This window comes from Massilia agrisoli, from assembly GCF_020831365.1.
Classification (GTDB): Bacteria; Pseudomonadota; Gammaproteobacteria; order Burkholderiales; family Burkholderiaceae_D; genus Telluria_A; species Telluria_A agrisoli.
Window position 1 is genome coordinate 432821 of record NZ_JAJHPV010000014.1, and the last position, 22809, is coordinate 455629.

General features: G+C 61.7%; 13 protein-coding genes and 3 tRNA genes. 11 read left to right on the forward strand and 5 right to left on the reverse strand.

Annotation, left to right across the window (positions count from 1 at the left end; all coding sequences use genetic code 11):
- The 7 genes from clpX to LMJ30_RS16330 all read left to right on the forward strand — a co-directional run bounded on the left by clpX (position 1) and on the right by LMJ30_RS16330 (position 6688).
- Positions 1-1269: an ATP-dependent Clp protease ATP-binding subunit ClpX gene (gene clpX / locus LMJ30_RS16300; RefSeq protein WP_229433386.1), complete on the forward strand. Its 1269-nt coding sequence runs from the start codon at positions 1-3 to the stop codon at positions 1267-1269.
- A 289-nt stretch (positions 1270-1558) separates the two neighbouring features.
- The gene (gene lon / locus LMJ30_RS16305) at positions 1559-3964 is read left to right on the forward strand and encodes an endopeptidase La (protein WP_229433387.1); all 2406 of its coding nucleotides are present in this window, start codon (positions 1559-1561) and stop codon (positions 3962-3964) included.
- A 132-nt stretch (positions 3965-4096) separates the two neighbouring features.
- Positions 4097-4369 carry an HU family DNA-binding protein gene (locus tag LMJ30_RS16310; RefSeq protein WP_229433392.1) on the forward strand — a complete coding sequence of 91 codons (273 nt, stop codon included), beginning with the start codon at positions 4097-4099 and terminating at the stop codon, positions 4367-4369.
- Between the two features lie 46 nt (positions 4370-4415).
- Positions 4416-4491: transfer RNA gene (locus LMJ30_RS16315), tRNA-Val, on the forward strand.
- A 28-nt stretch (positions 4492-4519) separates the two neighbouring features.
- A tRNA-Asp gene (locus LMJ30_RS16320) sits at positions 4520-4596 on the forward strand.
- 18 nt (positions 4597-4614) lie between these two features.
- A tRNA-Asp gene (locus LMJ30_RS16325) sits at positions 4615-4691 on the forward strand.
- A gap of 83 nt (positions 4692-4774) precedes the next feature.
- Positions 4775-6688: a SurA N-terminal domain-containing protein gene (locus tag LMJ30_RS16330; RefSeq protein ID WP_229433394.1), complete on the forward strand. Its 1914-nt coding sequence runs from the start codon at positions 4775-4777 to the stop codon at positions 6686-6688.
- A gap of 106 nt (positions 6689-6794) precedes the next feature.
- Here the strand turns inward: LMJ30_RS16330 and mnmH are convergent, their stop codons facing one another.
- Both mnmH and LMJ30_RS16340 read right to left on the reverse strand, forming a co-directional pair.
- Positions 6795-7847: a tRNA 2-selenouridine(34) synthase MnmH gene (gene mnmH, locus LMJ30_RS16335; protein WP_229433396.1), complete on the reverse strand. Its 1053-nt coding sequence runs from the start codon at positions 7845-7847 to the stop codon at positions 6795-6797.
- Entirely contained in the window at positions 7844-8473 is a 630-nt protein-coding gene (locus LMJ30_RS16340; RefSeq protein WP_307729354.1) for an arylesterase, read from the reverse strand. The genes mnmH and LMJ30_RS16340 overlap by 4 nt, the downstream gene beginning before the upstream one ends.
- Between LMJ30_RS16340 and LMJ30_RS16345 the strand changes: the two genes are divergently transcribed.
- Complete coding sequence (locus LMJ30_RS16345) at positions 8472-9188, forward strand: ABC transporter ATP-binding protein (RefSeq protein WP_229433398.1); 717 nt, start codon at positions 8472-8474, stop codon at positions 9186-9188. The two genes, LMJ30_RS16340 and LMJ30_RS16345, sit on opposite strands and share 2 nt — an antisense overlap.
- Here LMJ30_RS16345 and LMJ30_RS16350 read toward each other — a convergent pair.
- Positions 9160-10674: an NAD(P)H-hydrate dehydratase gene (locus tag LMJ30_RS16350; RefSeq protein WP_229433399.1), complete on the reverse strand. Its 1515-nt coding sequence runs from the start codon at positions 10672-10674 to the stop codon at positions 9160-9162. The genes LMJ30_RS16345 and LMJ30_RS16350 overlap by 29 nt on opposite strands.
- 101 nt (positions 10675-10775) lie before the next feature.
- On the opposite strand from LMJ30_RS16350, the gene LMJ30_RS16355 reads away from it, so the two are divergent.
- Positions 10776-14384 carry a hydantoinase B/oxoprolinase family protein gene (locus LMJ30_RS16355; RefSeq protein ID WP_229433401.1) on the forward strand — a complete coding sequence of 1203 codons (3609 nt, stop codon included), beginning with the start codon at positions 10776-10778 and terminating at the stop codon, positions 14382-14384.
- 41 nt (positions 14385-14425) lie between these two features.
- A complete protein-coding gene (locus LMJ30_RS16360; protein ID WP_229433409.1) occupies positions 14426-15766 on the forward strand; it encodes a sensor domain-containing protein in 1341 nt (446 codons plus the stop codon).
- A 9-nt stretch (positions 15767-15775) separates the two neighbouring features.
- Here LMJ30_RS16360 and LMJ30_RS16365 read toward each other — a convergent pair whose 3' ends face one another.
- Both LMJ30_RS16365 and LMJ30_RS16370 read right to left on the reverse strand, forming a co-directional pair.
- The gene (locus tag LMJ30_RS16365) at positions 15776-16360 is read right to left on the reverse strand and encodes a hypothetical protein (protein ID WP_229433411.1); all 585 of its coding nucleotides are present in this window, start codon (positions 16358-16360) and stop codon (positions 15776-15778) included.
- Positions 16361-16760: 400 nt separating this feature from the next.
- On the reverse strand, positions 16761-18392 hold the full coding sequence (locus LMJ30_RS16370; RefSeq protein WP_229433413.1) for a tetratricopeptide repeat-containing response regulator: 1632 nt from the start codon (positions 18390-18392) through the stop codon (positions 16761-16763).
- Between the two features lie 267 nt (positions 18393-18659).
- On the opposite strand from LMJ30_RS16370, the gene purL reads away from it, so the two are divergent.
- Positions 18660-22676, forward strand: coding sequence for a phosphoribosylformylglycinamidine synthase (gene purL, locus LMJ30_RS16375; RefSeq protein WP_229433415.1), 4017 nt, complete (start codon positions 18660-18662; stop codon positions 22674-22676).
- The last annotated feature ends 133 nt before the right edge of the window (positions 22677-22809 follow it).

Genomic DNA, 22809 nt, shown 5'->3' on the forward strand with positions numbered 1-22809 from the left:
ATGTCAGACAAAAAATCCTCCAGCGGCGAAAAACTCCTCTACTGCTCGTTCTGTGGCAAGAGCCAGCACGAGGTGAAGAAACTCATCGCGGGTCCCTCCGTGTTCATCTGCGACGAGTGCATCGACCTGTGCAATGACATCATCCGCGACGAGACGTCGAATGTGGAGACGGTAGCGGGCGCCAAGAGCGACCTGCCGACCCCGCACGAGATCGCCGAGTTGCTGGACCAGTACGTCATTGGCCAGCAAACGGCCAAGCGCATCCTGTCGGTGGCGGTGTACAACCACTACAAGCGCCTCAAGCACCTGGGCAAGAAAGACGACGTCGAACTGGCCAAGAGCAACATCTTGCTGGTTGGTCCTACCGGTTCGGGCAAGACCCTGCTGGCCCAGACCCTGGCGCGCATGCTCAATGTGCCGTTCGTGATCGCCGATGCGACCACCCTGACCGAAGCCGGCTACGTGGGCGAAGACGTCGAGAACATCATCCAGAAGCTGCTGCAGAGCTGCAACTACGAAGTCGACAAGGCCCAGCGCGGCATTGTCTATATCGATGAAATCGACAAGATCTCGCGCAAGTCGGACAATCCGTCGATCACCCGCGACGTATCAGGCGAGGGCGTGCAGCAGGCGCTGCTCAAGCTGATCGAAGGCACCATGGCATCGGTGCCGCCGCAAGGCGGGCGCAAGCACCCGAACCAGGACTTCGTCCAGATCGACACGACCAACATCATGTTCATCTGCGGCGGCGCGTTCGACGGCCTGGTCAAGATCATCCAGAACCGTTCGGAAAAGAGCGGCATCGGCTTCTCGGCCAGCGTCAAGAGTCAGACCCAGCGCGCCAACAGCGAAGTGCTGCTGGAAGCGGAGCCGGAAGACCTGATCAAGTTCGGCCTGATCCCGGAACTGGTCGGTCGCCTGCCGGTGGTGGCGACCTTGTCCGAGCTGACCGAAGAGGCGCTGATCCAGATCCTGATCGAGCCAAAGAATGCGCTTATCAAGCAATACACCAAGTTGCTGGAAATGGAAGGCGCGGAACTGGAAATCCGCCCGGCTGCTTTGCATGCTATTGCACGTAAGGCACTGGCGCGTAAAACCGGTGCGCGCGGATTGCGTTCCATTCTCGAACACGCTTTGTTGGATGTTATGTATGACCTGCCAAATCAGCAAAATGTCGTGAAGGTCGTAATTGATGAAAATACGATCACGAACGGCGCGAAACCTTTACTGATTTACAGCGAAACGCCTAAAGCATCGGGCGAAAACTGATAAAACAGGGCCTGCACGCAACAAAAAGGGTTTGATCTTCTAATTCTTGGCGGTACAATTTACCTCAATAAAAGAAGCAGGCTTCAATCGAAAAGCCACTCGCAGCGAACGCGCTGCGCGGTGGCTTTTTTATTTAATGAACCGATAAATTCTTTTATGGCATTACTGGCGGTATTCAAATAAGTTGATGAATTAATCAAATCAATTTTTTGGGAATGTTAATCGTCCGGTCTTGTGTTTTGGCGACACTGTGCCAATATTGTGTTAGACGCTTTTTATAAGGTATGCCATGACAACTTCCAAACTAACCGAGCAAACGACGCTGCCCCTGTTGCCGTTGCGTGATGTAGTCGTGTTCCCGCACATGGTGATCCCGCTGTTCGTCGGCCGGCCGAAGTCCATCAAGGCGCTGGAAGCCGCGATGGAGCAGGGCAAGAGCATCATGCTCGCCGCCCAAAAGGCTGCCGCCAAGGATGAGCCATCCGCGTCCGACATCTATGAAATCGGTTGCGTGGCAAATATTCTGCAAATGCTTAAGCTTCCCGACGGCACCGTCAAGGTCCTGGTCGAGGGCTCCCAGCGTGCGCGCATCAATCACGTCAGCGATGCGCCGACGCACTTTATCGCGGACCTGACCCCGCTTTCTTCCGAAGTCGGCGACGACTCCGAAGTCGAAGCGATGCGCCGCGCGATCGTCCAGCAGTTCGACCAGTACGTCAAACTGAACAAAAAGATTCCTCCTGAGATCCTCGCTTCGCTGGCAGGCATCGACGACGCCGGCCGCCTGGCCGACACCGTGGCCGCCCACCTGCCGCTCAAGCTTGAGCAAAAGCAGGTCATCCTCGAGATCTTCAACGTCGCCAAGCGCCTCGAGCACCTGCTCGGCCAGCTTGAAGGCGAGCTCGACATCCTCCAGGTCGAAAAGCGCATCCGTGGCCGCGTCAAGCGCCAGATGGAAAAGTCGCAGCGCGAGTACTACCTGAACGAACAGGTCAAAGCCATCCAGAAAGAACTGGGCGAGGGCGAAGACGGCGCCGATATCGACGAACTCGAGAAGAAGGTGATTGCCGCCAAGATGCCGAAAGAGGCAATGGACAAGGCCACCAACGAGATCAAGAAGCTCAAGCTGATGTCGCCGATGTCCGCTGAAGCGACTGTCGTGCGCAACTACATCGACACCCTGGTCAACCTGCCGTGGAAGAAAAAGTCCAAGGTCAACAACGACCTGGTCAACGCCGAGAAAGTGCTCGAAGGCGACCACTACGGCCTCGACAAGGTTAAAGAACGCATCCTGGAATATCTCGCGGTCCAACAGCGCGTCGACAAGCTGAAGGCCCCGATCCTGTGCTTCGTGGGTCCTCCGGGCGTGGGTAAGACCTCGCTGGGCCAGTCGATCGCCAAGGCGACGAACCGCAAGTTCGTGCGCATGGCGCTCGGCGGCGTGCGCGACGAAGCCGAGATCCGCGGCCACCGCCGTACCTATATCGGCTCGATGCCGGGCAAGGTGCTGCAGTCGCTGTCGAAGGTCGGTGTGCGCAACCCGCTGTTCCTGCTCGACGAGATCGACAAGATGGGCGCGGACTTCCGCGGCGACCCGTCGTCGGCGCTGCTCGAGGTGCTGGACCCGGAACAGAACCACACGTTCTCGGACCACTACATCGAAGTCGACTTCGACCTGTCGGACGTGATGTTCGTGGCGACCTCGAACTCGTTCAACATTCCGCCGGCGCTGCTCGACCGTATGGAAGTGATCCGCCTGTCGGGTTATACCGAGGACGAGAAGACCAGCATCGCCCAGCGCTACCTGCTGCCGAAGCAGATCAAGGCCAACGGCCTGCGCGAGGAAGAGATCAAGGTCGATGAGTCGGCGGTGCGCGACATCATCCGTTACTACACCCGTGAGGCCGGTGTCCGTTCGCTCGAGCGCGAGATCTCGAAGATCTGCCGCAAGGTCGTCAAGATGCTGCTGCTGAAGGCGTCGGAGAAGAAGGTGCTGGTCACCTCCAAGAACCTCGACAAGTTCCTGGGCGTGCGCCGCTACGACTTCGGCGTGGCCGAGAAAGAAAACCAGATCGGCCAGGTGGTCGGCCTCGCATGGACCGAAGTGGGCGGCGACCTGCTGACCATCGAAGCCGTGACGATGCCGGGCAAGGGCGTTGTGGTCCGCACCGGCACCCTGGGCGACGTGATGAAGGAATCGATCGAAGCGGCGCGCACCGTGGTGCGTTCGCGTTCGAACCGTCTGGGCATCAAGAACGACGTGTTTGAAAAGAGCGACATCCACATCCACGTGCCGGAAGGCGCGACGCCGAAGGACGGTCCTTCCGCAGGTATCGCGATGACGACCGCACTGGTATCGGTATTTACCGGCATTCCAGTGCGCGCCGACGTGGCCATGACCGGCGAGATTACCCTGCGTGGCGAAGTGCTGCCAATCGGTGGCCTGAAGGAAAAACTGCTGGCAGCGCATCGCGGTGGCATCAAGACCGTGATCATTCCTGAGCAGAACGTGAAGGACCTGGCCGAGATTCCTGACAACGTCAAGAACAAGCTCGAAATCGTTCCGGTTCGCTGGATCGACAAGGTGCTTGAAGTAGCGCTGGAACGCCAGCCGCAGGCGATCGTGGAAGTAGCGCCAGTCGCGGTGACCGCGACCCCGACGGCCGATGGACAGGCGGAAGTGGTCAAGCACTAAGCCGGTAGCAAGGCTGGCCAAAGCAAGCGCCCTCGTGGCGCTTGTTTCATTTTGGCTTGACACAGCGAAGGGCCAGCTTGTTTAATACGCGCTGCGCAATTTTTGGCGCACCTATCAAGTAATGAGGCACATGTGAACAAAACAGAACTGATTGAAGAAATCGCCAAGTCCGCGGACATCACCAAGGCCTCGGCTACACGTGCACTCGATGCAATGATTGAAGCAGTCACCACCAGCCTGCAGAAGAACGACACCGTCACCCTGGTTGGCTTCGGCACCTTCTCGGTAGGCGAGCGCGCAGCGCGCACCGGGCGCAATCCACGCACCAAGGAAGCCATCAAAATCGAGGCGCAGCGCGTTCCTAAATTTAAAGCTGGCAAAGCGCTGAAAGATGCAGTAAACTAATGGCCTTCGGCGTTGTGACAAACGCCGGATGTATTTGGTAGTGCGCGGGCGGTTAGCTCAGTTGGTAGAGCGGAGCCCTTACAAGGCTTAGGTCGGGAGTTCGAGCCTCTCACCGCCCACCATCAAGTACAGGTTGTATCGTGTTTTCCTGGAGCGGTAGTTCAGTTGGTTAGAATACCGGCCTGTCACGCCGGGGGTCGCGGGTTCGAGTCCCGTCCGCTCCGCCAGGAAGATGCTCAAGTTTTGGAGCGGTAGTTCAGTTGGTTAGAATACCGGCCTGTCACGCCGGGGGTCGCGGGTTCGAGTCCCGTCCGCTCCGCCAAGAACAAAGAAGAAGGCGAACGAGAGTTCGCCTTTTTTTCTATGTGCACGTTGCATTTAACTTAATTTCGAAGTGGCTGATCCATGTTTGAATTTATCCGCACTCACAAACGCTTGATGCAGATCTTCCTGATGCTGCTGATCGTACCTTCGTTCGTCCTGGTCGGCGTCAGCAGCTATCAAAGCGGTGACGCGGCCACTGGCGTGGCCATGGTCGACGGCAGGAAGATCACCCAGCAGGAATGGGAAGAGGCGCAGCGCCAGCAGATCGACCGCTATCGCCAGCAGATGGGCGACCAGTTCGACCAGAAGATGTTCGACACGCCTGAAGCACGCCAGGCAGTCCTCGACAACCTGGTCGCCGAGCGCGCGCTCGAAGCGGAAATCAAGCGCAGCCACCTGACCGTCAACGACGCGACGCTGGCCCAGACTATCGCCGGCATCGACGCCTTCAAAAAGCCGGACGGCAGCTTCGATATGGAACAGTACAAAGCCGTACTGGCCGCACAGGGCATGTCGCCCGCGATGTTCGACGCGCGCATGCGCCGCGACATGGCGATGCAGCAGCTGAACAACGCAGTCCAGGCCAGCGCCTTCGTGCCGCGCACGGTGTCGAAGCGCCTGTCCGACGTCAACGACCAGGAACGCGAAGTGCAGGAACTGGTCTTCCCGGTGTCGGATTTTGTTTCGCAGGTCAAAGTCACCGACGAGATGGTCAAGGCTTACTACGACAAGAACGCAGCGCTGTTCGCGGTGCCTGAGCGCGCGAAGGTCGAATACGTGGTGCTCGACGCGGCCGCAGTTGAGAGTCAGGTGACCGTCAGCGATGCGGAAGTGGCCGACTTCTACACCAAGAACCAGCAGCGCTTTGGCGCGCCCGAGCGCCGCACCGCAAGCCACATCCTGATCAACGCGAACAAGAGCGCCAGCGCTGCCGACAAGGCAGCGGCCAAGCAGAAGGCGGAAGCCATCCTGGCGGAAGTGCGCGCCAACCCAGCCAACTTCGCAGCGATCGCCAAGGCGAAATCGCAGGACCCCGGCTCGGCCGAACTGGGCGGCGACCTGGGCGTAGTGGAGAAGGGCGCGTTCGTACCGTCGGTTGAAGACGCGATCGCCAAGCTGAAGCAGGGCGAGATCAGCGGCCTGGTGGAATCCGAGTTCGGCTACCACATCATCACCGTCACGAGCGTTGTACCAGCTGCGACCAAGTCGCTGGACGAAGTCAAAGGCGAAATCACGGCGGAACTGAAGAAGGCCAAGATGTCGAAGAAGTTCTCGGAGCTGGCCGAAGTATTCACCGATACCGTCTACGAGCAATCGGACAGCCTGAAGCCGGTTGCCGACAAGCTGAAGCTGACCGTGCAGACCGTCGACAACCTGGCGCGCACCCCGTCGCCAGCGCTGGCTGACGCACCGTACAACAACGCCAAGTTCCTGCAGGCGGTGTTCGCGGATGACTCGCTGAAGAACAAGCGCAATACTGAAGCCATTGAAGTTGCGCCGAGCACCCTGGTCGCTGGCCGCGTGGTTGAATTCAAGCCTGCGACCAAGCGTCCGCTGGCCGAAGTCGACGCGGCGATCCGCCAGCGCGTGACCATCGAAGAAGCAGTCAAGCTGGCGCGCAAGGCTGGCGAAGTGAAGCTGGCTGCCGCCAAGGCATCGGGCGATGCGGCTGGTTTCGCCGCACCGGTTGTGGTGTCGCGCACCAAGCAGCCGACCATTAACCCGACCGCTGCACTGGCAGTGCTGAAGGCCGATGTGAGCAAGCTGCCGGCCTATGTTGGCGTTGAAGTGCCGGGCATGGGTTATGGCGTGTACCGCATTGGCAAGGTGGCGATGCCGGCAGCGCCTGATGCAGCGCGCCGTGCGGCGGAAGCCGAACAGATCGCAGGCGTGGTTGGCCAGCAGGAGATGTACGGCTTCATCGAAGCGCTGAAGCAAAAGGCCAAGGCGAAGATCACGGTGGAGCAGCCAGCCAAGACCGACGCAGCTAACTAATCAGCTGCGCATATGAAAAGACCCGGTGAGCGAAAGCTGCCGGGTCTTTTTTGTTTCTGGAGTAGTTCGGCGGATGCGCCCTCCGGGCTTATCCGCCCTACGCAAGCTATCCGTGCAAATGCGTGGCTGCGGCCAAAAACGCTTCCTTCGAGATATCGTCCAACTGCACCACCTCGGCCGCGTCGAACTGTACAAAGTTCCGGTTAATCGACCTGAGGTAAGCCGGGTCGTAATGCTCGACCAGCAGCTCGTCCACCAGCTCCGGCATGTGGCCGCTGTTGGCCATCTGGTGCCAGCTGTCGATCTTCTCGCGCCCGTGCAGCTGGACCAGGCAGTCAAGCTGCGCATTGAGCGTCTCGGGGCTTTGGGTGAAGTGCTCGTAATCTTCCATCAGCAGGCGCACCCGGTTCGGCCGGGACAAAGTCAGCGACACGCAGGGCGATTGCCGCATCTTCTCCATCACCGCGTCCGGCACGCGCAGCTGCCCGACCTTCTTGCTCTCGGACTCCACGAATACCGGCAGCGCAGGGTCGAAGTCGCGCAGCGTCTTCCAGATCATCGACTCGAACATCTTCTGCGTCGGCTGCGGCTGGCTCGGCAGGTTCCCCAGCACCGAGCCGCGGTGCGCCGCCAGCTGCTCCAGGTCGAGTACTTGCGCGCCGATCCCCGCCATGACCTCCAGCAGCCGGCTTTTGCCGCTGCCCGTGGTCCCGCAAATCACCTTGAACGAGTGCGGCGGCGTCTCCGACAGCTTCTCGCTGACGTGCGCGCGGTAAGCCTTGTAGCCGCCATCAAGCTGGATCACCGGCCAGCCGATCCGCGCCAGCACGTGCGCCAGCGAACCGCTGCGGTTACCGCCGCGCCAGCAGTACACCAGCGGCTTCCATTCGCGCGGCTTGTCGGCGAAGCGTTCTTCGATGTGGCGCGCGATGTTCTTCGCGACCAGCGCCGCACCGACTTTCTTTGCCTCGAACGCGTTGACCTGCTTGTACATCGTACCGACGCGAACGCGTTCTTCGTCGTTCAGCACAGGGCAGTTGATCGCGCCCGGGATATGGTCGAGCGTAAACTCGCTCTCGCTGCGCGCGTCGATGATGGTGTCGAATTGCCCGAGTTGCGGCAGGATGTCGCGGAAATTCAGTAAGGCGGGATACTTCATTGTGCCTTCACGAGGGGCTTAAATTTAGGCCAGATGTTGGCCAGGATGATCGGGTGCGCGTCGGCATTCGGGTGCAGGCGGTCGGCCTGGAACAGCTTCGGCTGGTCCGCCACGCCTTCGAGCATGAACGGCACCAGCGGCGCCTTGTATTTGGTCGACAGCTTGTTATACATATTGAAGAACTGCTCCGTGTATGTACGGCCGTAATTTGGCGGCATGCGCATGCCGACCAGCAGTACCTCGGCCTCGTTCTTCTTGGCCAGGTCCACCATCGCGCGCAGGTTGTCTTCGGCGGACGCCACCGGCAGGCCGCGCAGGCCGTCATTGGCGCCCAGTTCGATCACGACGACCGCTGGCTTGTGCTGCTTGATCAGCGCGGGCAGGCGCGCGCGGCCGCCACTGGTGGTCTCGCCGCTGATGCTGGCGTTGACGATTTTCGCGCTGATGCGCTCGGCCTTGAGCTTCTTTTCAAGCAGGGCGACCCAGCCGCTGCCACGGTTCAGTCCGTACTCGGCCGACAGGCTGTCGCCAAGCACAAGCACCGTTTTTGGTGCAGAATAGGCGCTCGCCGACGCGGCGAGCAACATCAGGCCGCCGACCAACAGTTTATTGAGACTAACAAGCATGCGTGACATTCCAGAAGCTTCCAATAGTTACGTTAACAATGTTGCCAAATCGACGGCCGCAATTGAAGTAATCAATTTATCAAAGCGGGTGGCTGACGCCAGTGGCGAGCTCACCATCTTGCACAGCGTCGATTTTACAGTGCAACCGGCCGAGACGCTTGCCATTGTCGGCGCCTCCGGTTCCGGCAAGTCCACCTTGCTGGGCCTGCTGGCGGGCCTGGATACGCCGTCCACCGGCAAAGTCATCCTCGACGGCAGCGACATCTTCGCCCTCGACGAAGATGGCCGCGCCTCGCTGCGCAAGGCTAAACTGGGGTTCGTGTTCCAATCTTTCCAGTTGCTGGCGCATTTAAATGCGCTGGAGAACGTGATGCTGCCGATGGAATTGCGCGGCGAAGCCGACGCGAAGGAAAAGGCCACGGCGATGCTGGGCCGGGTAGGGCTGTCGAGCCGCCTGAAGCATTATCCGAAGTATTTGTCCGGCGGTGAGCAGCAGCGCGTGGCGCTGGCGCGGGCCTTCGTCACCGAGCCGCCGCTGCTGTTTGCCGACGAGCCAACTGGCAGCCTTGACGCCGCAACCGGTGAAGCCGTAATCCAGCTGATGTTTGAGCTGAACCGCGAGCGCGGCTCCACGCTTGTGCTGGTCACGCACGACCCGTCGATTGCGGCGCGTTGCGGACGCACCATCACGATTGCGGCTGGCCGCCTCGTTTAGGCCGCTGCGCCACCATCCGGTTCAAGACGGTTCGTATCGCCGCTGGCAGCTCGCCTGCGGTCAGCCCTATCGGTCCGACGCCTTGCGCCACCAGCCGGTCGGCCGCTTGTCCATGCATCCAGACTGCCGCCAGCGCCGCATCGCGCGCTGGCCATCCCTGCGCCAGCAGGCTGCCGCACAGGCCCGCCAGCACGTCGCCAGTTCCTGCGCTGGCCAGGCCGGGGTTGCCAGTCGGGTTGATCGCAGCTTCGCCGTCCGGCATTGCGATGACGGTGCCGGATCCCTTCAACACCACAAAGGCATCGAAACGGGCGGCGATCTCACGCGCGGCTTCGAGCCGGTCACCCTGGACCACGCCTGCGGTCACTCCCAGCAGCCGCGCCGCTTCGAGCGGATGCGGCGTCAGTATCGACGGCGCGTGGCGTGCCGACAGGCGTGATTGCAGGTCGGGGCTGGCGGCGACCAGGTTGATGGCGTCCGCGTCGAGCACCAGCGGGCTTTCGCCGTCGAGCAGCTTGGCCAGTATACGGATGGCGGTGGCGGAGTCGCCCATGCCCGGCCCGGCCACCACGGTGCTGCCAGCGAAGTTGTGCGTGGCAGCGTCGCGGAACATCAGTTCGGGCTGCACGTTGTCGTAGGCGGGCCCATGATCGACCGAGGCCACGTACACACGTCCAGCACCAGAGAACAATGCGGCGCGCGCCGCGAGGATCGGCGCACCCGCCATTCCATGTGCGCCGCCGACCACCGCGACATCACCAAAGCTGCCCTTGTGCGATGCATGCAGGCGCGGTACGAACGCAAGCTCGAACATCGGCGGCTCGTTCAGGTGGATGCTTGCGCCGGGCATCATCGCTTCATCGATGCCGAGCCTGGCGACCATCACCTCGCCTGCATAATCGCGGCCGGCATAGGTGTGCAGGCCGGGCTTGTCACCGATGAAGGTGACTGTGTGCGTGGCGATGACGGCGACGCCGTCAGGGCCGAGCACAGCGCCGGAATCAGCATCGAGCCCGCTGGGGACATCGAGCGCGAGCACGGTGCAGTCGACAGCGTTGACCGCCTCGACCATCGCGCGCGCGGCGCCTTCAAGGGGGCGCGCCAGGCCGATGCCAAACAGGCCGTCCACGATGAGCGACCACTGGCCATCGTCGGGAATCGAATCGGCGAACGTCGCCGTGCTGGCGCGCGCCCGGCCCAGCGCATGCGCTGTTTCGGCCGACGGCTCGCCTTCGCAGGCGATGTGGACGATGGCGACATCGACGCCAGCCTGCGCGAGGTTGGCCGCCACTTCAAAGGCATCGCCGCCATTGTTGCCGGGGCCTGCGAGCACCAGTACTGGCCGTGCGGGCGCGCCGCCCAGCAAATCGAGCGCAATGCGTGCAGCGGCTTGCCCCGCGCGCTGCATCAGTGCGCCGGGTGGCAGCTGCGCTGCGGCTGCCTGCTCGGCCTGGCGAATCTCCGCGACACTGTAAAGTGCTCCCATGCTGTCTCCGATGCTTGTTGAAGCGTTAAAACTGCATTTTCCCTAAAATTTGGTCCCGGCGCACTACAATATGCGCTCAGACGAATTTGCAGGGGACTCGCATGGATTGGCAATTCTGGATCGACCGGGGCGGAACATTCACGGACATCGTCGCGCGCAAGCCTGACGGACGCATCGTGACCCACAAGCTGCTGTCGGAGAATCCCGAACAATACCGCGACGCAGCCGTGGCGGGCATACGCCACTTGCTGGGCGTAGCCGAAGGCGAAGCTGTCCCCGTCGCCGATATCGAAGCGGTCAAGATGGGAACCACGGTTGCCACCAACGCGCTGCTCGAACGCAAAGGCGAACGCACTGCGCTGGCGATCACCCGCGGTTTCCGTGACGCGCTGCGCATCGCGTACCAGAACCGCCCGCGCCTGTTCGACCGCCATATCGTGCTACCCGAACTTTTGTACAGCCACGTCATTGAAATCGACGAGCGCATGGGCGCGCATGGCGACGTGGTCACGCCGATCGACGAGGAGGCCACCCGCGCCGGACTGCAGGCAGCCTTCGACAGCGGCCTGCGCTCGCTTGCCATCGTCTTCATGCACGGTTATCGTTTTACCGAGCACGAAGCAATCACGGCCCGCATTGCGCGCGAAATCGGCTTTACCCAGGTTTCCGTTTCGCACGAGGTCAGCCCGATGATGAAGCTGGTCGCGCGCGGCGACACAACCGTCGTCGACGCCTACTTGTCGCCGATCCTGCGCCGCTACGTCGACCAGGTAGCCGGCCAGCTGCCGAACGTGAACCTGCAGTTCATGCAGTCCAATGGCGGCCTGACCGATGCGCGCACTTTCCAGGGCAAGGACAGCATCCTGTCAGGTCCTGCAGGCGGCATCGTCGGCATGGTGCGCGCGAGCCAGCTTGCCGGTTTTGATCGCGTCATCGGTTTCGACATGGGCGGCACCTCAACGGACGTGTCGCACTTTTCCGGCGAATTCGAACGCGTGTTCGAGACCCAGGTGGCGGGTGTGCGCATGCGCGCGCCGATGATGAGTATCCATACCGTCGCCGCGGGCGGCGGCTCCATCCTGCACTTCGACGGCAGCCGCTACCGCGTGGGGCCAGACAGTGCGGGGGCGAATCCAGGACCCGCAAGCTACCGCCGCGGCGGACCGCTTGCGGTCACCGACTGCAACGTCATGCTCGGGAAAATCCAGCCGGGGCATTTCCCCAACGTGTTTGGCAAGGAGGCCAACGAGCCGCTCGACGTCGAGGCGGTGTGCTCGGCGTTTTCGGCGATGGCGCGCGACATCGGCGAGGCCACCGGCGCCACGCCCGCGCCGGAGCAGGTGGCCGAAGGATTCATCCAGATCGCCGTCGGTAACATGGCCAACGCGATCAAGCAGATCTCGGTGCAGCGCGGCCACGACGTGACCGAATACGCGCTGACCAGCTTTGGCGGCGCTGGCGGCCAGCACGCATGCCTGGTGGCCGACGCGCTTGGCATGAAGACGGTGTTCATCCACACGCTGGCCGGCGTGATGTCGGCCTATGGCATGGGGCTAGCCGACCAGACCTCGATGCGCGAATCGGCCGTCGAGCAGCGCCTCGATGACATCGAACAGGCAGCCCTTGCGGACAAGCTGGCGCAGCTTGGCCAGGGCGTGACGGGCGAACTGGTAAAGCAGGGCGTGGCACAGGAGCGCATCGCGCTTGTGCACCGCGTCCACCTGCGTTACGAGGGCACCGACTCGGCCATCATCGTCCTGTCCGACGAACCGGCCAGTATGAAAGCGCAGTTTGAAACCGCATACAAAAAGCGCTTCTCGTTCCTGATGCCATCGAAAGCGCTGGTTGTGGAAGCGGTATCGGTGGAAGCCATCGGCAAGTCCGACGCGCCGGCCGAAAGCTTCGCCTCCGATGCCGCGGAACGCACCGCGCCCTTGATGCCGCATGAACGGGTCCGCATGTTCGGCGGCGGCGAGTGGCACGAAACCGGCCTGTTCAAACGGGCCGGCATGCAGCCGGGTGATGTCATCAGAGGCCCGGCCATCATCGCCGAGGATAACTCGACGACTGTTGTGGAACCCGGCTGGCAGGCGCAGGTGACGCGCTTTAACCACCTGGTGCTGACGCGAGTCGAAGCGCTGCCCGAGCGGCGCGCCATCGGCACGACTGCAGACCCGGTGATGCTGGAGATTTTCAACAACCTGTTCATGTCGATTGCCGAGCAGATGGGACTGCGCCTGCAAAACACGGCGTACTCGGTCAACATCAAGGAGCGGCTGGACTTCAGCTGCGCGCTGTTCGATGCACGCGGCAACCTGATCGCCAACGCACCGCACATGCCGGTGCACCTTGGCTCGATGGGCGAGAGCATCAAGACCGTGATGCAAGAGAACGCAGGCATGATGCGACCCGGCGACGTCTTCATGCTGAACGATCCTTACCACGGCGGCACCCACCTGCCTGACGTGACGGTGATCTCGCCGGTGTTCGACGAGGCCGGCGAAACCATCCTGTTCTACGTCGGCTCGCGCGGCCACCATGCCGATATCGGCGGTACCACGCCAGGCTCGATGCCGCCGGACTCGGTGACCATCGACCAGGAAGGCGTCTTGATCAACAACTTCAAGCTGGTCGACGGCGCCAACGGACTGCTGCGCGACGCCGAGACGCGCGCCTTGCTGGCTGGCGCGCGCTACCCGGCGCGCAATCCGGACCAGAACATGGCCGACTTGCGCGCGCAAGTAGCAGCAAACCAGAAGGGCGTGGATGAACTGCGCAAGATGGTCGCGCACTTCGGACTGGATGTAGTCCAGGCCTACATGGGCCACGTGCAGGACAATGCCGAAGAAGCGGTGCGGCGCGTAATCACCGCGCTCAAAGACGGCGACTACACCTACCAGCTCGATAACGGCGCCCAGATCCAGGTGTCGATCAAGGTCGACCATGCGACCCGAAGCGCGACAATCGATTTCACCGGCACCTCCGGCCAGCTGGAAAATAACTTCAACGCGCCGTCGGCGGTGTGCATGGCTGCGGTGCTTTACGTATTCCGCACACTGGTGGACGACGAGATCCCGCTCAACGCCGGCTGCCTCAAGCCGCTCAACGTCATCATCCCGCCAGGCTCGATGCTGAACCCGCACTATCCGGCATCGGTCGTCTCGGGCAACGTGGAAACCTCGACCTGTATCACCAACGCGCTGTATGGCGCACTGGGCGTGCTGGCGGCGTCGCAGGGCACCATGAACAACTTCACCTTCGGGAACGCGAAGTACCAGTATTACGAAACCATTTCGGGCGGTTCGGGGGCTGGAGAGGGCTTCGACGGGACGGACGTGGTCCAGACCAACATGACCAATTCAAGGCTGACCGACCCTGAAATCCTCGAATTCCGCTTCCCGGTGCGGCTTGAGAGCTACGAGATTCGCCACGGCTCGGGCGGAGCGGGGCGCTGGCACGGCGGTAACGGCGGCGTGCGGAAAGTGCGCTTCCTGGAGCCGATGACGGCGGCCATCCTGTCGAACAACCGCATTTATGCCCCATTTGGCATGGCTGGGGGCGGCGAGGGCGCCAAGGGCGTCAACACGGTCGTGCGAGCCGACGGCCGCGTGGAACAGCTCGGCCACATAGGTAAAACAGACATGCAAGCCGGTGACATGTTCGTGGTGGAAACCCCAGGCGGCGGAGGTTACGGTAAATTCCGCGAATAAGCTAGCCCATGCGGCGTGCATAGGGATAGAATAGTTTTCATATGGAAACCAGAGCATTCACGCCGCCGGCTGGCTTTGTTGACCTTCTCCTCGACGCGGTCTGCGTCGTCGACGCGGAAGGGCGGTTTCTATTCGTCAGCGCAGCGTGCGAAAGGATATTCGGCTACCGCCCCGAGGAGATGGTCGGTACGCTGATGATCGACATGGTTGCGCCGGAGGACCGTGAGCGCACGCTCGACGCGGCGCGCAAGATCATGGCGGGCGACTGCAAGCCGAATTTCGAAAACTGCTACCTGCGCAAGGACGGCAGCAGGGTGCATATCCTGTGGTCCGCGCGCTGGTCGCAACCGAACCAGGTGCGCATTGCGGTCGCCCATGACATCACGGAGCGAAAGCGCGCCGAGGCCCTGCAGGCCGCGCTGTACGCCATTTCCGAAGCCGTCCACACTGCCGGCGACCTGTGCTCGCTGTACCCGCAGATCCACTGCATCATCAACAATCTTCTTCCCGCGCCCGGCTTCACCATCGCACTATTCGACGCGACGCACGAGCACCTCGACTTCCCGTACCACGTTCCTGGGCTTGACGACGCATCGGCCGCCAGCGCAGCGGCGCACCATGCCTTGTGCGAACACGTCAGCAGAACCGGCCAGCCGCTGCTGCTCAAGCGCGCATCGCCCGCCGGGCTGCCCGACTCGCTGCGCGATGCGGCCGAACAGGTCGCCCCGTGCTGGCTTGGGCTGCCGCTGGCTTCCGGTAATGGCGTCATCGGGGCCCTGGTGGTGATGGAAATGTCCGATTCGCCGTGCTATACCGAGCGCGACCAGGAACTGCTGCAGTTCGTATCGACGCAGATCGCGACAGCAATCGAGCGCAAGCGCCTTCACTCGCAACTGCGCCACATGGCGCAGCACGATGCGCTGACCGGGCTGCCGAACAGGATGCTTCTGCTTGACCGGCTTGACACCGCACTCGCCCGCGCGCGGCGGGACATTCACGGTTTTTCGCTGCTTTACGTCGACCTCGATAAGTTCAAGCCGATCAACGACCTGCATGGCCACGAAACCGGCGACAAGCTGCTGCAGGAAGTGGCGCGCAGGATCAGCCACTGCGTGCGTGATTCCGATACGGTTGCAAGGCTTGGAGGAGATGAGTTTGTGGTGCTGCTCGACCGCGCCTGCCTGATGGGTGACGCTGAAGTGGTGGCGGAGAAGATCAGCGCCGAGTTATGCAGCGCGATCTGCGTACGTGACCTTCAACTCTTTATCACGCCTAGCATCGGGATTGCGGTCTACCCAGAACACGGCGACACCCCGCAGCAGCTTCTCAGATATGCCGATGACGCGATGTACCAGATGAAGAAGAGCCAACGCACGCACTAGCCGCGTGCGTCAAGAGGTGCTCGTTATCTCCGGTTTCATAGGATGCAGCTCGAGACGCATCGCTTTCGAAAGTTCCGCGGCGATGTCATCGTTGGCCGAGATTGCAACGTATGAAAGCTGCCCTGACTCGATAAATCGATGGGTGCGGTCCAGAACTGTTGAGGGAACGGGTTGCCGCGAGACTAGAAGAAGTTTGCTCAAACCGGCTTTGGCCCTCAGGAATTTTTCTATCGCTGCTTCGCTGATATGTTCAACATCATTTTTGCACTCAATTGCGATCGTCCTGCCGCGCACTTCCACAATGAAATCGACGTGCGGAGCCTCCCTCAACCGAAAGCCGTCCAAGCTCCGGCTTAGTTTTTCCAATGCTGCGGACACATCCCGCTTAAACGTGATTCCATATCGGACGGTATCGGCAACCTGATCGTCACTTGCGCTAGCATGCACGGTGAAAGTCTCAACTTTCCCATTGTCCAGAGTGGCGATTACATCTTTTGTTCGTCCAACGAGCCAACGGTCATATGCGAGCTTAAACAACAGCGCCAGGAGCGGGATCGCCAAGCCACCGACAATAGACGTGAGAAAATTATTCATCAAATCTTCTCCTTCACGAACGTCATGATCAGGCTAATGAAATATGTTACGCCACCGATGACTGCGTGGGTCGGATATCCGAGCGCAGTTGCATCAGGTCCTTTGATTGAATAATAACAACTTGCTGACCACGAGAATAAAGACGATAGGACCATTAGCCAAACCAACCCGACAAACTGTTGATCTATTGGGGAAGTTACCACAGCCTTGGGATAGCCGGGAACAGTCGCGTTAAGCCGCTTTGGTCGCGCAAGTGGAACTAAAAAAGAGAGGCCGGCGGCCGCGAGCGTCGGCCCGATAAATCCTGAAGCGTCAACCAACATCAGTGTACGCAAACCCCACTCGAAAACATCGAGGATTAAAGGGAAGCCATAGGTCAGAATGACATACGTGTGGCTGATCAGGCCGCCGCGATACCGTACTTGCGCTTGAGCGCGTTGTACTCATTATTAAGCAGCTCCAACTGCGGATGCGCAGGGTCGATCTTGTGGATCGCCTCGATCTGCGCCTGGCAGACTTCGGCCAGCGGATGGTCCCAACCCAGTTCGCCAAGCTGGCGCAGGATGCCCTTGGCGAGGGCGATCATCACTTGCAGGTTCCCTGGCGACATATGCATCGCTTCGAGCAGCGACTGCACCGCGCCCTTGACGTCGCCCATATTGGTTTTTTCCGCCGCGACGCCCAGCAGGATTTGCGCTTGGGCCTTGAGCTGCGCACCCATGCCGTCGGCAAGGTCTGGCCGGCCGGCTTTGACGAACACGCTCATCGCCTGCTGGGTCGATACGCCGCTCTTGGCGTCGTTCATCACAGACAGCATCACTTCCGACGCGCCCTGGTCAAGCTTGTGTGCGAGGCAGCTTTCGGCAAGCCCGATGCGCAGCTTGCTCGACAAGCCGCTGCTGGCGCGTACCGCACCCACCGCGTTGTTCAGTTCATTGACGGCTGCGGCGCTGTTGCCAGCCGCCTCATGCAGCATCGCGACCGAAATCGCCTTGCACGCATCGACGTTAGGATTGCCGCGCATTGAGCGCTCCAGGTCGCGGATCACGCCGCTGGCCTGGGTGGCGTCGCCTTTCTGCACCAGGGTCTTGACCAGGTTGACGTGGTCTTCCGGGTCGCGGAATTCGGAGTACTTGGCTTTCGAGACGACCTGCTTGAACGACTTCTCGGCCGCGCTGACGTCGCCCGCGTCGAGCGCAACTTCGCCCAGGTGGCGCAGGCGGCGCACCATGTGCGGCGAAATGGCTACCGCTTCTTCCAGCACCTGCTGCGCGCGCGCGGACGAGCCGTTGGCCTCATGGCACTTGGCCAGCAGGTCGTAGGCGGCCATCAGCTTTGGATTGACGACCACCAGCTGGGTGAGGACGGTCTCCGCTTCGTCGATGCGGCCCTGCGCGAACAGGGTGCGCGCCAGGCCAAGCGAGGCCCAGCCGACGTGTTTCACGCCGAGCATGGCGGTGTACAGGTGCTCGGCCTCGCGATGTTCGCCCAGGCTGACGTGCAATTCGGCGCGCAGGCGCACGAAGTCGGCGGCATAGCGCGGGTGCGCGCTTTCCGCCGCGGCTGCCGAGCGGATCGCGTCGCGCAGGTTGCCCTGTTCGATCAGCTTGTAGGTCGGCAGGAACACGCTGCGGCGCTCGACTGCACGGTTGATGCGCTGCATGAGCACATCGACCGTGAATGGCTTGAGGATGTAGTCGGTGGGGGTCAGTTCGGCGGCGCTGACCACCTTGCTGTAGACGCCTTCGGAAGTGAGCATGATGAAAATGGCGCCCATGCCGATCAGCTTGTGATGGCGCAGGTCTTCGAGCAGCTGCTGGCCATCCTGGCCATGTTCGCCGCCGCTATCGAGGTCGTATTCGCACAGGATGATGTCGTAGGCCTTGCGCGACAGGTTGCGGATGGCCGTGCCCGAGCTGACCGCAAACTCGATCTTGCTGATGTTCGACATGTTCAGCATGTTCTGCAGGCTGCCGCGCATACCCGGATTGGGATCGATCACCAATACGGTCAGGTTGCTGTTATCTTCCATGGTCTCACTTTCGCCCTTTGTACAAGGGTCTCGTCTAATGTTAATCGCATATGGCAATTCTTGAAACTGAAAGATACGCGATTGTTATGTTCTGGGCAACAGGGATTGCGCGTGGGCAGGCAAACTGTTGCTAATCGCGCCCAGAGGGGAAGGTGCCAGGGGATGGTGCGACGCGGTATAATAGCGGTCTAAAGGAATTCTGCATCACGTACCAGTGTCTTACTTACCTTTAACCCGCAGCCACGCTGCATCAACCATCTTCCAAACATGTTGATTCTGCCGGGTTCCAATGCCCTGTCTGTCTTCCGTACCCAACGCCTCCTGAGCCAGCTTCAAGCCGTCGCGCCCGCGATCACGGCGGTCCAGGGCAGGTTCTACCACTTCATCGACACCAGTGCGCCGCTATCGGCGCAAGATACTGAGCGTCTCGGCGCCATGCTGACGTATGGCGAACCGGCAGCAGCAGGGCAGGAGGGCGCGAGCGAAGAGTTCTTCGTGATCCCGCGCCTCGGCACCATTTCGCCATGGGCCTCGAAAGCGACCGACATCGCGCACAACTGCGGCATGACCCACGTGCACCGCATCGAACGCGGCATCGCCTACACCGTCTACCTGAAGCAGGGAATGCTGGGCATCGGCGCGGTGAAGAAGCTGGGTGCGGACGAAGCGATCGCCGTCGCCGGCCTGCTGCACGACCGCATGACCGAGACCGTTCTTCGTCACGCGGACGAGGCGTCCAACCTGTTCAGCGAACTGGAAGCGCGCCCGCTTGAATCGATCGACGTGCTTGGCGCCGGCAAGGCTGCGCTGGAGAACGCGAACACCGAACTTGGCCTGGCCATGTCGGACGACGAAATCGACTACCTGCACGATGCCTTCACCAAGGCGCAGCGCAATCCGACTGACGTCGAACTGATGATGTTCGCGCAGGCGAACAGCGAGCATTGCCGCCACAAGATCTTCAACGCCGATTGGATCATCGACGGCGAAAAACAGCCGAAATCGCTGTTCCAGATGATCAAAAACACGCACCAGCTGAACCCGCGCGGCACCGTCGTCGCCTACAGCGACAACTCGTCGATCATCGAAGGCGGCACCGTCACGCGCTTCTATCCGCGCGGCGAGAACCACGAATATGCGGCGTCGACTGAGCTGACCCACATCCTGATGAAGGTCGAAACGCACAACCACCCGACCGCGATCTCGCCGTTCCCTGGCGCCTCCACCGGCGCCGGCGGCGAGATCCGCGATGAAGGTGCGACCGGCCGCGGCGCGAAGCCGAAGGCGGGCCTGACCGGCTTCACGGTGTCGAACCTGTCGATCCCTGGCGCCGAGCGTCCATGGGAAAACGCAACCAGCGTCACCGCGCCGTTCGCGCAGCGCGTGCAGGCGGGCGTGTATGGCAAGCCTGACCGCATCGCATCGCCGCTGCAGATCATGATCGAAGGCCCGATCGGGGGCGCAGCCTTCAGCAACGAGTTTGGCCGTCCTGTCCTCGGCGGCTATTTCCGCACCTACGAGCAGAATGTCGGCGACGCCGTGTACGGCTACCACAAGCCGATCATGATCGCGGGCGGCATCGGCAATATCTCGGCCGCGCACACGCACAAGAACGACATCCCGGTGGGCAGCCTGCTGGTGCAGCTGGGCGGGCCGGGCATGCGCATCGGTATGGGCGGCAGCGCCGCATCGTCGATGGCAACCGGCACCAACACGGCCGACCTGGACTTCGACTCGGTCCAGCGCGGCAACCCGGAAATGGAACGCCGCGCGCAGGAAGTCATCAACCGCTGCTGGCAGATGGGCGCCGACAATCCGATCATCTCGATCCACGACGTTGGCGCGGGCGGCCTCTCAAACGCTTTCCCTGAAATCACCAACGATGCCGGGCGTGGCGCGATCTTCGACCTGCGCAAAGTGCCGCTCGAAGAAAGCGGCATGGCGCCGAAGGAAATCTGGAGTAACGAATCGCAGGAGCGCTATGTACTGGCGATCTCGCCGGACAACCTTGCGCTGTTCGCAGCGATGTGCGAACGCGAGCGCTGCCCGTTTGCGGCGGTCGGCGTCGCTACTGAAGAACGCCAGCTCAAGCTGATCGACCCTGAGCTGGGCAACTCGCCAGTCGACATGCCGATGGACGTCTTGCTCGGCAAGCCGCCAAAGATGCTGCGCGACGTGAAGCACGTCAGCACCGAATACCCGCCGGTCGACGTCACCGGTCTTGGCCTGGCTGATGTCGCCGAGCGCGTGCTGCTGCTGCCTGCGGTGGCGGACAAATCCTTCCTGATCACCATCGGCGACCGTACCGTTGGCGGCACCACCGTGCGCGACCAGATGGTCGGCCCTTGGCAGGTGCCGGTATCCGATTGCGCGGTCACCGCGATGAGCTTCGAAGGCTACCTTGGCGAAGCGATGGCGATGGGCGAGCGCACCCCGCTGGCCGTCATCGACGCCGCCGCGTCGGGCCGCATGGCTGTCGGCGAGGCCGTGACCAACATCGCCGCGGCGCCGATCAAGGATATCTCGGACATCAAGCTGTCGGCCAACTGGATGGCGGCCTGCGGCCAGCCGGGCCAGGACGCAGCGTTGTTCGACACCGTCAAGGCGGTTGGCATGGAACTGTGCCCGGCGCTTGGCATCAGCATCCCGGTTGGCAAGGATTCGCTGTCGATGCGCACCACCTGGCGCGACGAAGATGCGCAGAAGTCCGTGACCTCACCTGTGTCGCTGATCGTCTCCTCGTTCGCACCCGTGTACGACGTACGCAAGTCGCTGACCCCGCAGATCCGCATGGACGCAGGCGAAACGGCGATGATCCTGGTCGACCTCGGACGCGGCAAGAACCGCCTCGGCGCCTCCGCGCTGGCGCAGGTAACCCAGCAGCTCGGCAACGACGCGCCGGACGTCGACAATCCGGAAGACCTGAAGGGCTTCTTCAACGCCATCCAGAAGCTGAACGCCGACGGCAAGCTGCTGGCTTACCACGACCGTTCAGACGGCGGCCTGTTCGCCACGCTGTGCGAGATGGCGTTTGCCGGCCGTAGCGGCCTGTCGATCAACCTCGACATCCTTGCGCACGAAGGCGAGCACTCGTCGGACTGGGGCGACGCCAAGAACTGGGCAGGGCAGGTGGCCGAGCGCCGCAATGAACTGACCCTGCGCGCATTGTTCAGCGAAGAACTGGGCGCGGTGATCCAGGTACGCGCCGACGAACGCAGCGATGTGATGAACGTACTGCGCGAGTTTAACCTCGGCGCATGCAGCCATATCATCGGCAAGCCGAACGACCGCGGCGTGATCGAGTTCACCCGCGACGCCAAGATCATCTACAGCCAGGCGCGCAGCACGCTGCACCGCATGTGGAGCGACACCAGCTGGCGCATCGCGCGCCTGCGCGACAACCCGGTATGCGCGGACTCCGAGTACGACCGCCTGCTCGACGAGACCGATCCTGGCATCTCGCCGCGCCTGAGCTTCGACCCAACGGAGAATGTCGCTGCGCCGTTCCTGGCGACCGGCGTGCGTCCCCGCGTGGCAATCCTGCGCGAGCAGGGCGTCAACTCGCACATTGAAACCGCGTGGGTGATGCACCAGGCAGGCTTTGCCGCCGTCGACGTGCACATGAGCGACCTGATTGCCGGCCGCGTCAAGCTGGATGACTTCCAGGGCATGATCGCGGTGGGTGGCTTCTCGTACGGCGACGTGCTGGGCGCCGGCGAAGGCTGGGCCAAGACCATCCTGTTCAACGACAAGCTGGCCGACCAGTTCGCGCGCTTCTTCGCGCGTGGCGACAGCTTCGGCCTGGGCGTGTGCAATGGCTGCCAGATGATGAGCAACCTGAAGTCCATCATCCCGGGCGCGCAGGCATGGCCCAAGTTCACGCGCAACAAGTCAGAACAGTTCGAAGCGCGCTTCTCGATGGTGGAGGTGCTCGATTCGCCGTCGATGTTCTTCAGCGGGATGGCTGGCACGATGACGCCAATCGCGGTGGCACACGGCGAAGGCTTTGCCGACTTCTCGCAGACTGGCGACATTGGCCAGGTTGTGAAGGCGATGCGCTATGTCGACAACCGTGGCGACGCGACCGAGGTGTATCCGTACAACCCGAACGGATCGCCAGCGGGCCTGACGGCGGTGACGACGGCCGACGGCCGCTTCACGGTGATGATGCCGCACGCCGAGCGCGTATTCCGCTCGGTGCAGCAGTCGTGGCATCCGAAATCGTGGGGCGAGGACTCGCCGTGGATGCGCATGTACCGCAATGCGCGCAAGTGGGTCGGTTAAGCAGAACCGTTAATCGTAGATACCGTCTTGATCGTCAAGCCTGAACGGCAAAATTTGCCTCGTATGCCCGTCCAGTTTTGACGACACCGAAGCACAAATGCGCAAGCTTCCGCATGGCGGCCCCAATGGCCGC

Coding starts and splice junctions, on each gene's coding strand:
- clpX (WP_229433386.1), top strand. CDS start 1: ATGTCAGACAAAAAATCCTCCAGCGGCGAAAAACTCCTCTACTGCTCG.
- lon (WP_229433387.1), top strand. CDS start 1,559: ATGACAACTTCCAAACTAACCGAGCAAACGACGCTGCCCCTGTTGCCG.
- LMJ30_RS16330 (WP_229433394.1), top strand. CDS start 4,775: ATGTTTGAATTTATCCGCACTCACAAACGCTTGATGCAGATCTTCCTG.
- mnmH (WP_229433396.1), bottom strand. CDS start 7,847: ATGAAGTATCCCGCCTTACTGAATTTCCGCGACATCCTGCCGCAACTC.
- LMJ30_RS16345 (WP_229433398.1), top strand. CDS start 8,472: ATGCGTGACATTCCAGAAGCTTCCAATAGTTACGTTAACAATGTTGCC.
- LMJ30_RS16340 (WP_307729354.1), bottom strand. CDS start 8,473: ATGCTTGTTAGTCTCAATAAACTGTTGGTCGGCGGCCTGATGTTGCTC.
- LMJ30_RS16350 (WP_229433399.1), bottom strand. CDS start 10,674: ATGGGAGCACTTTACAGTGTCGCGGAGATTCGCCAGGCCGAGCAGGCA.
- LMJ30_RS16355 (WP_229433401.1), top strand. CDS start 10,776: ATGGATTGGCAATTCTGGATCGACCGGGGCGGAACATTCACGGACATC.
- LMJ30_RS16360 (WP_229433409.1), top strand. CDS start 14,426: ATGGAAACCAGAGCATTCACGCCGCCGGCTGGCTTTGTTGACCTTCTC.
- LMJ30_RS16365 (WP_229433411.1), bottom strand. CDS start 16,360: ATGAATAATTTTCTCACGTCTATTGTCGGTGGCTTGGCGATCCCGCTC.
- LMJ30_RS16370 (WP_229433413.1), bottom strand. CDS start 18,392: ATGGAAGATAACAGCAACCTGACCGTATTGGTGATCGATCCCAATCCG.
- purL (WP_229433415.1), top strand. CDS start 18,660: ATGTTGATTCTGCCGGGTTCCAATGCCCTGTCTGTCTTCCGTACCCAA.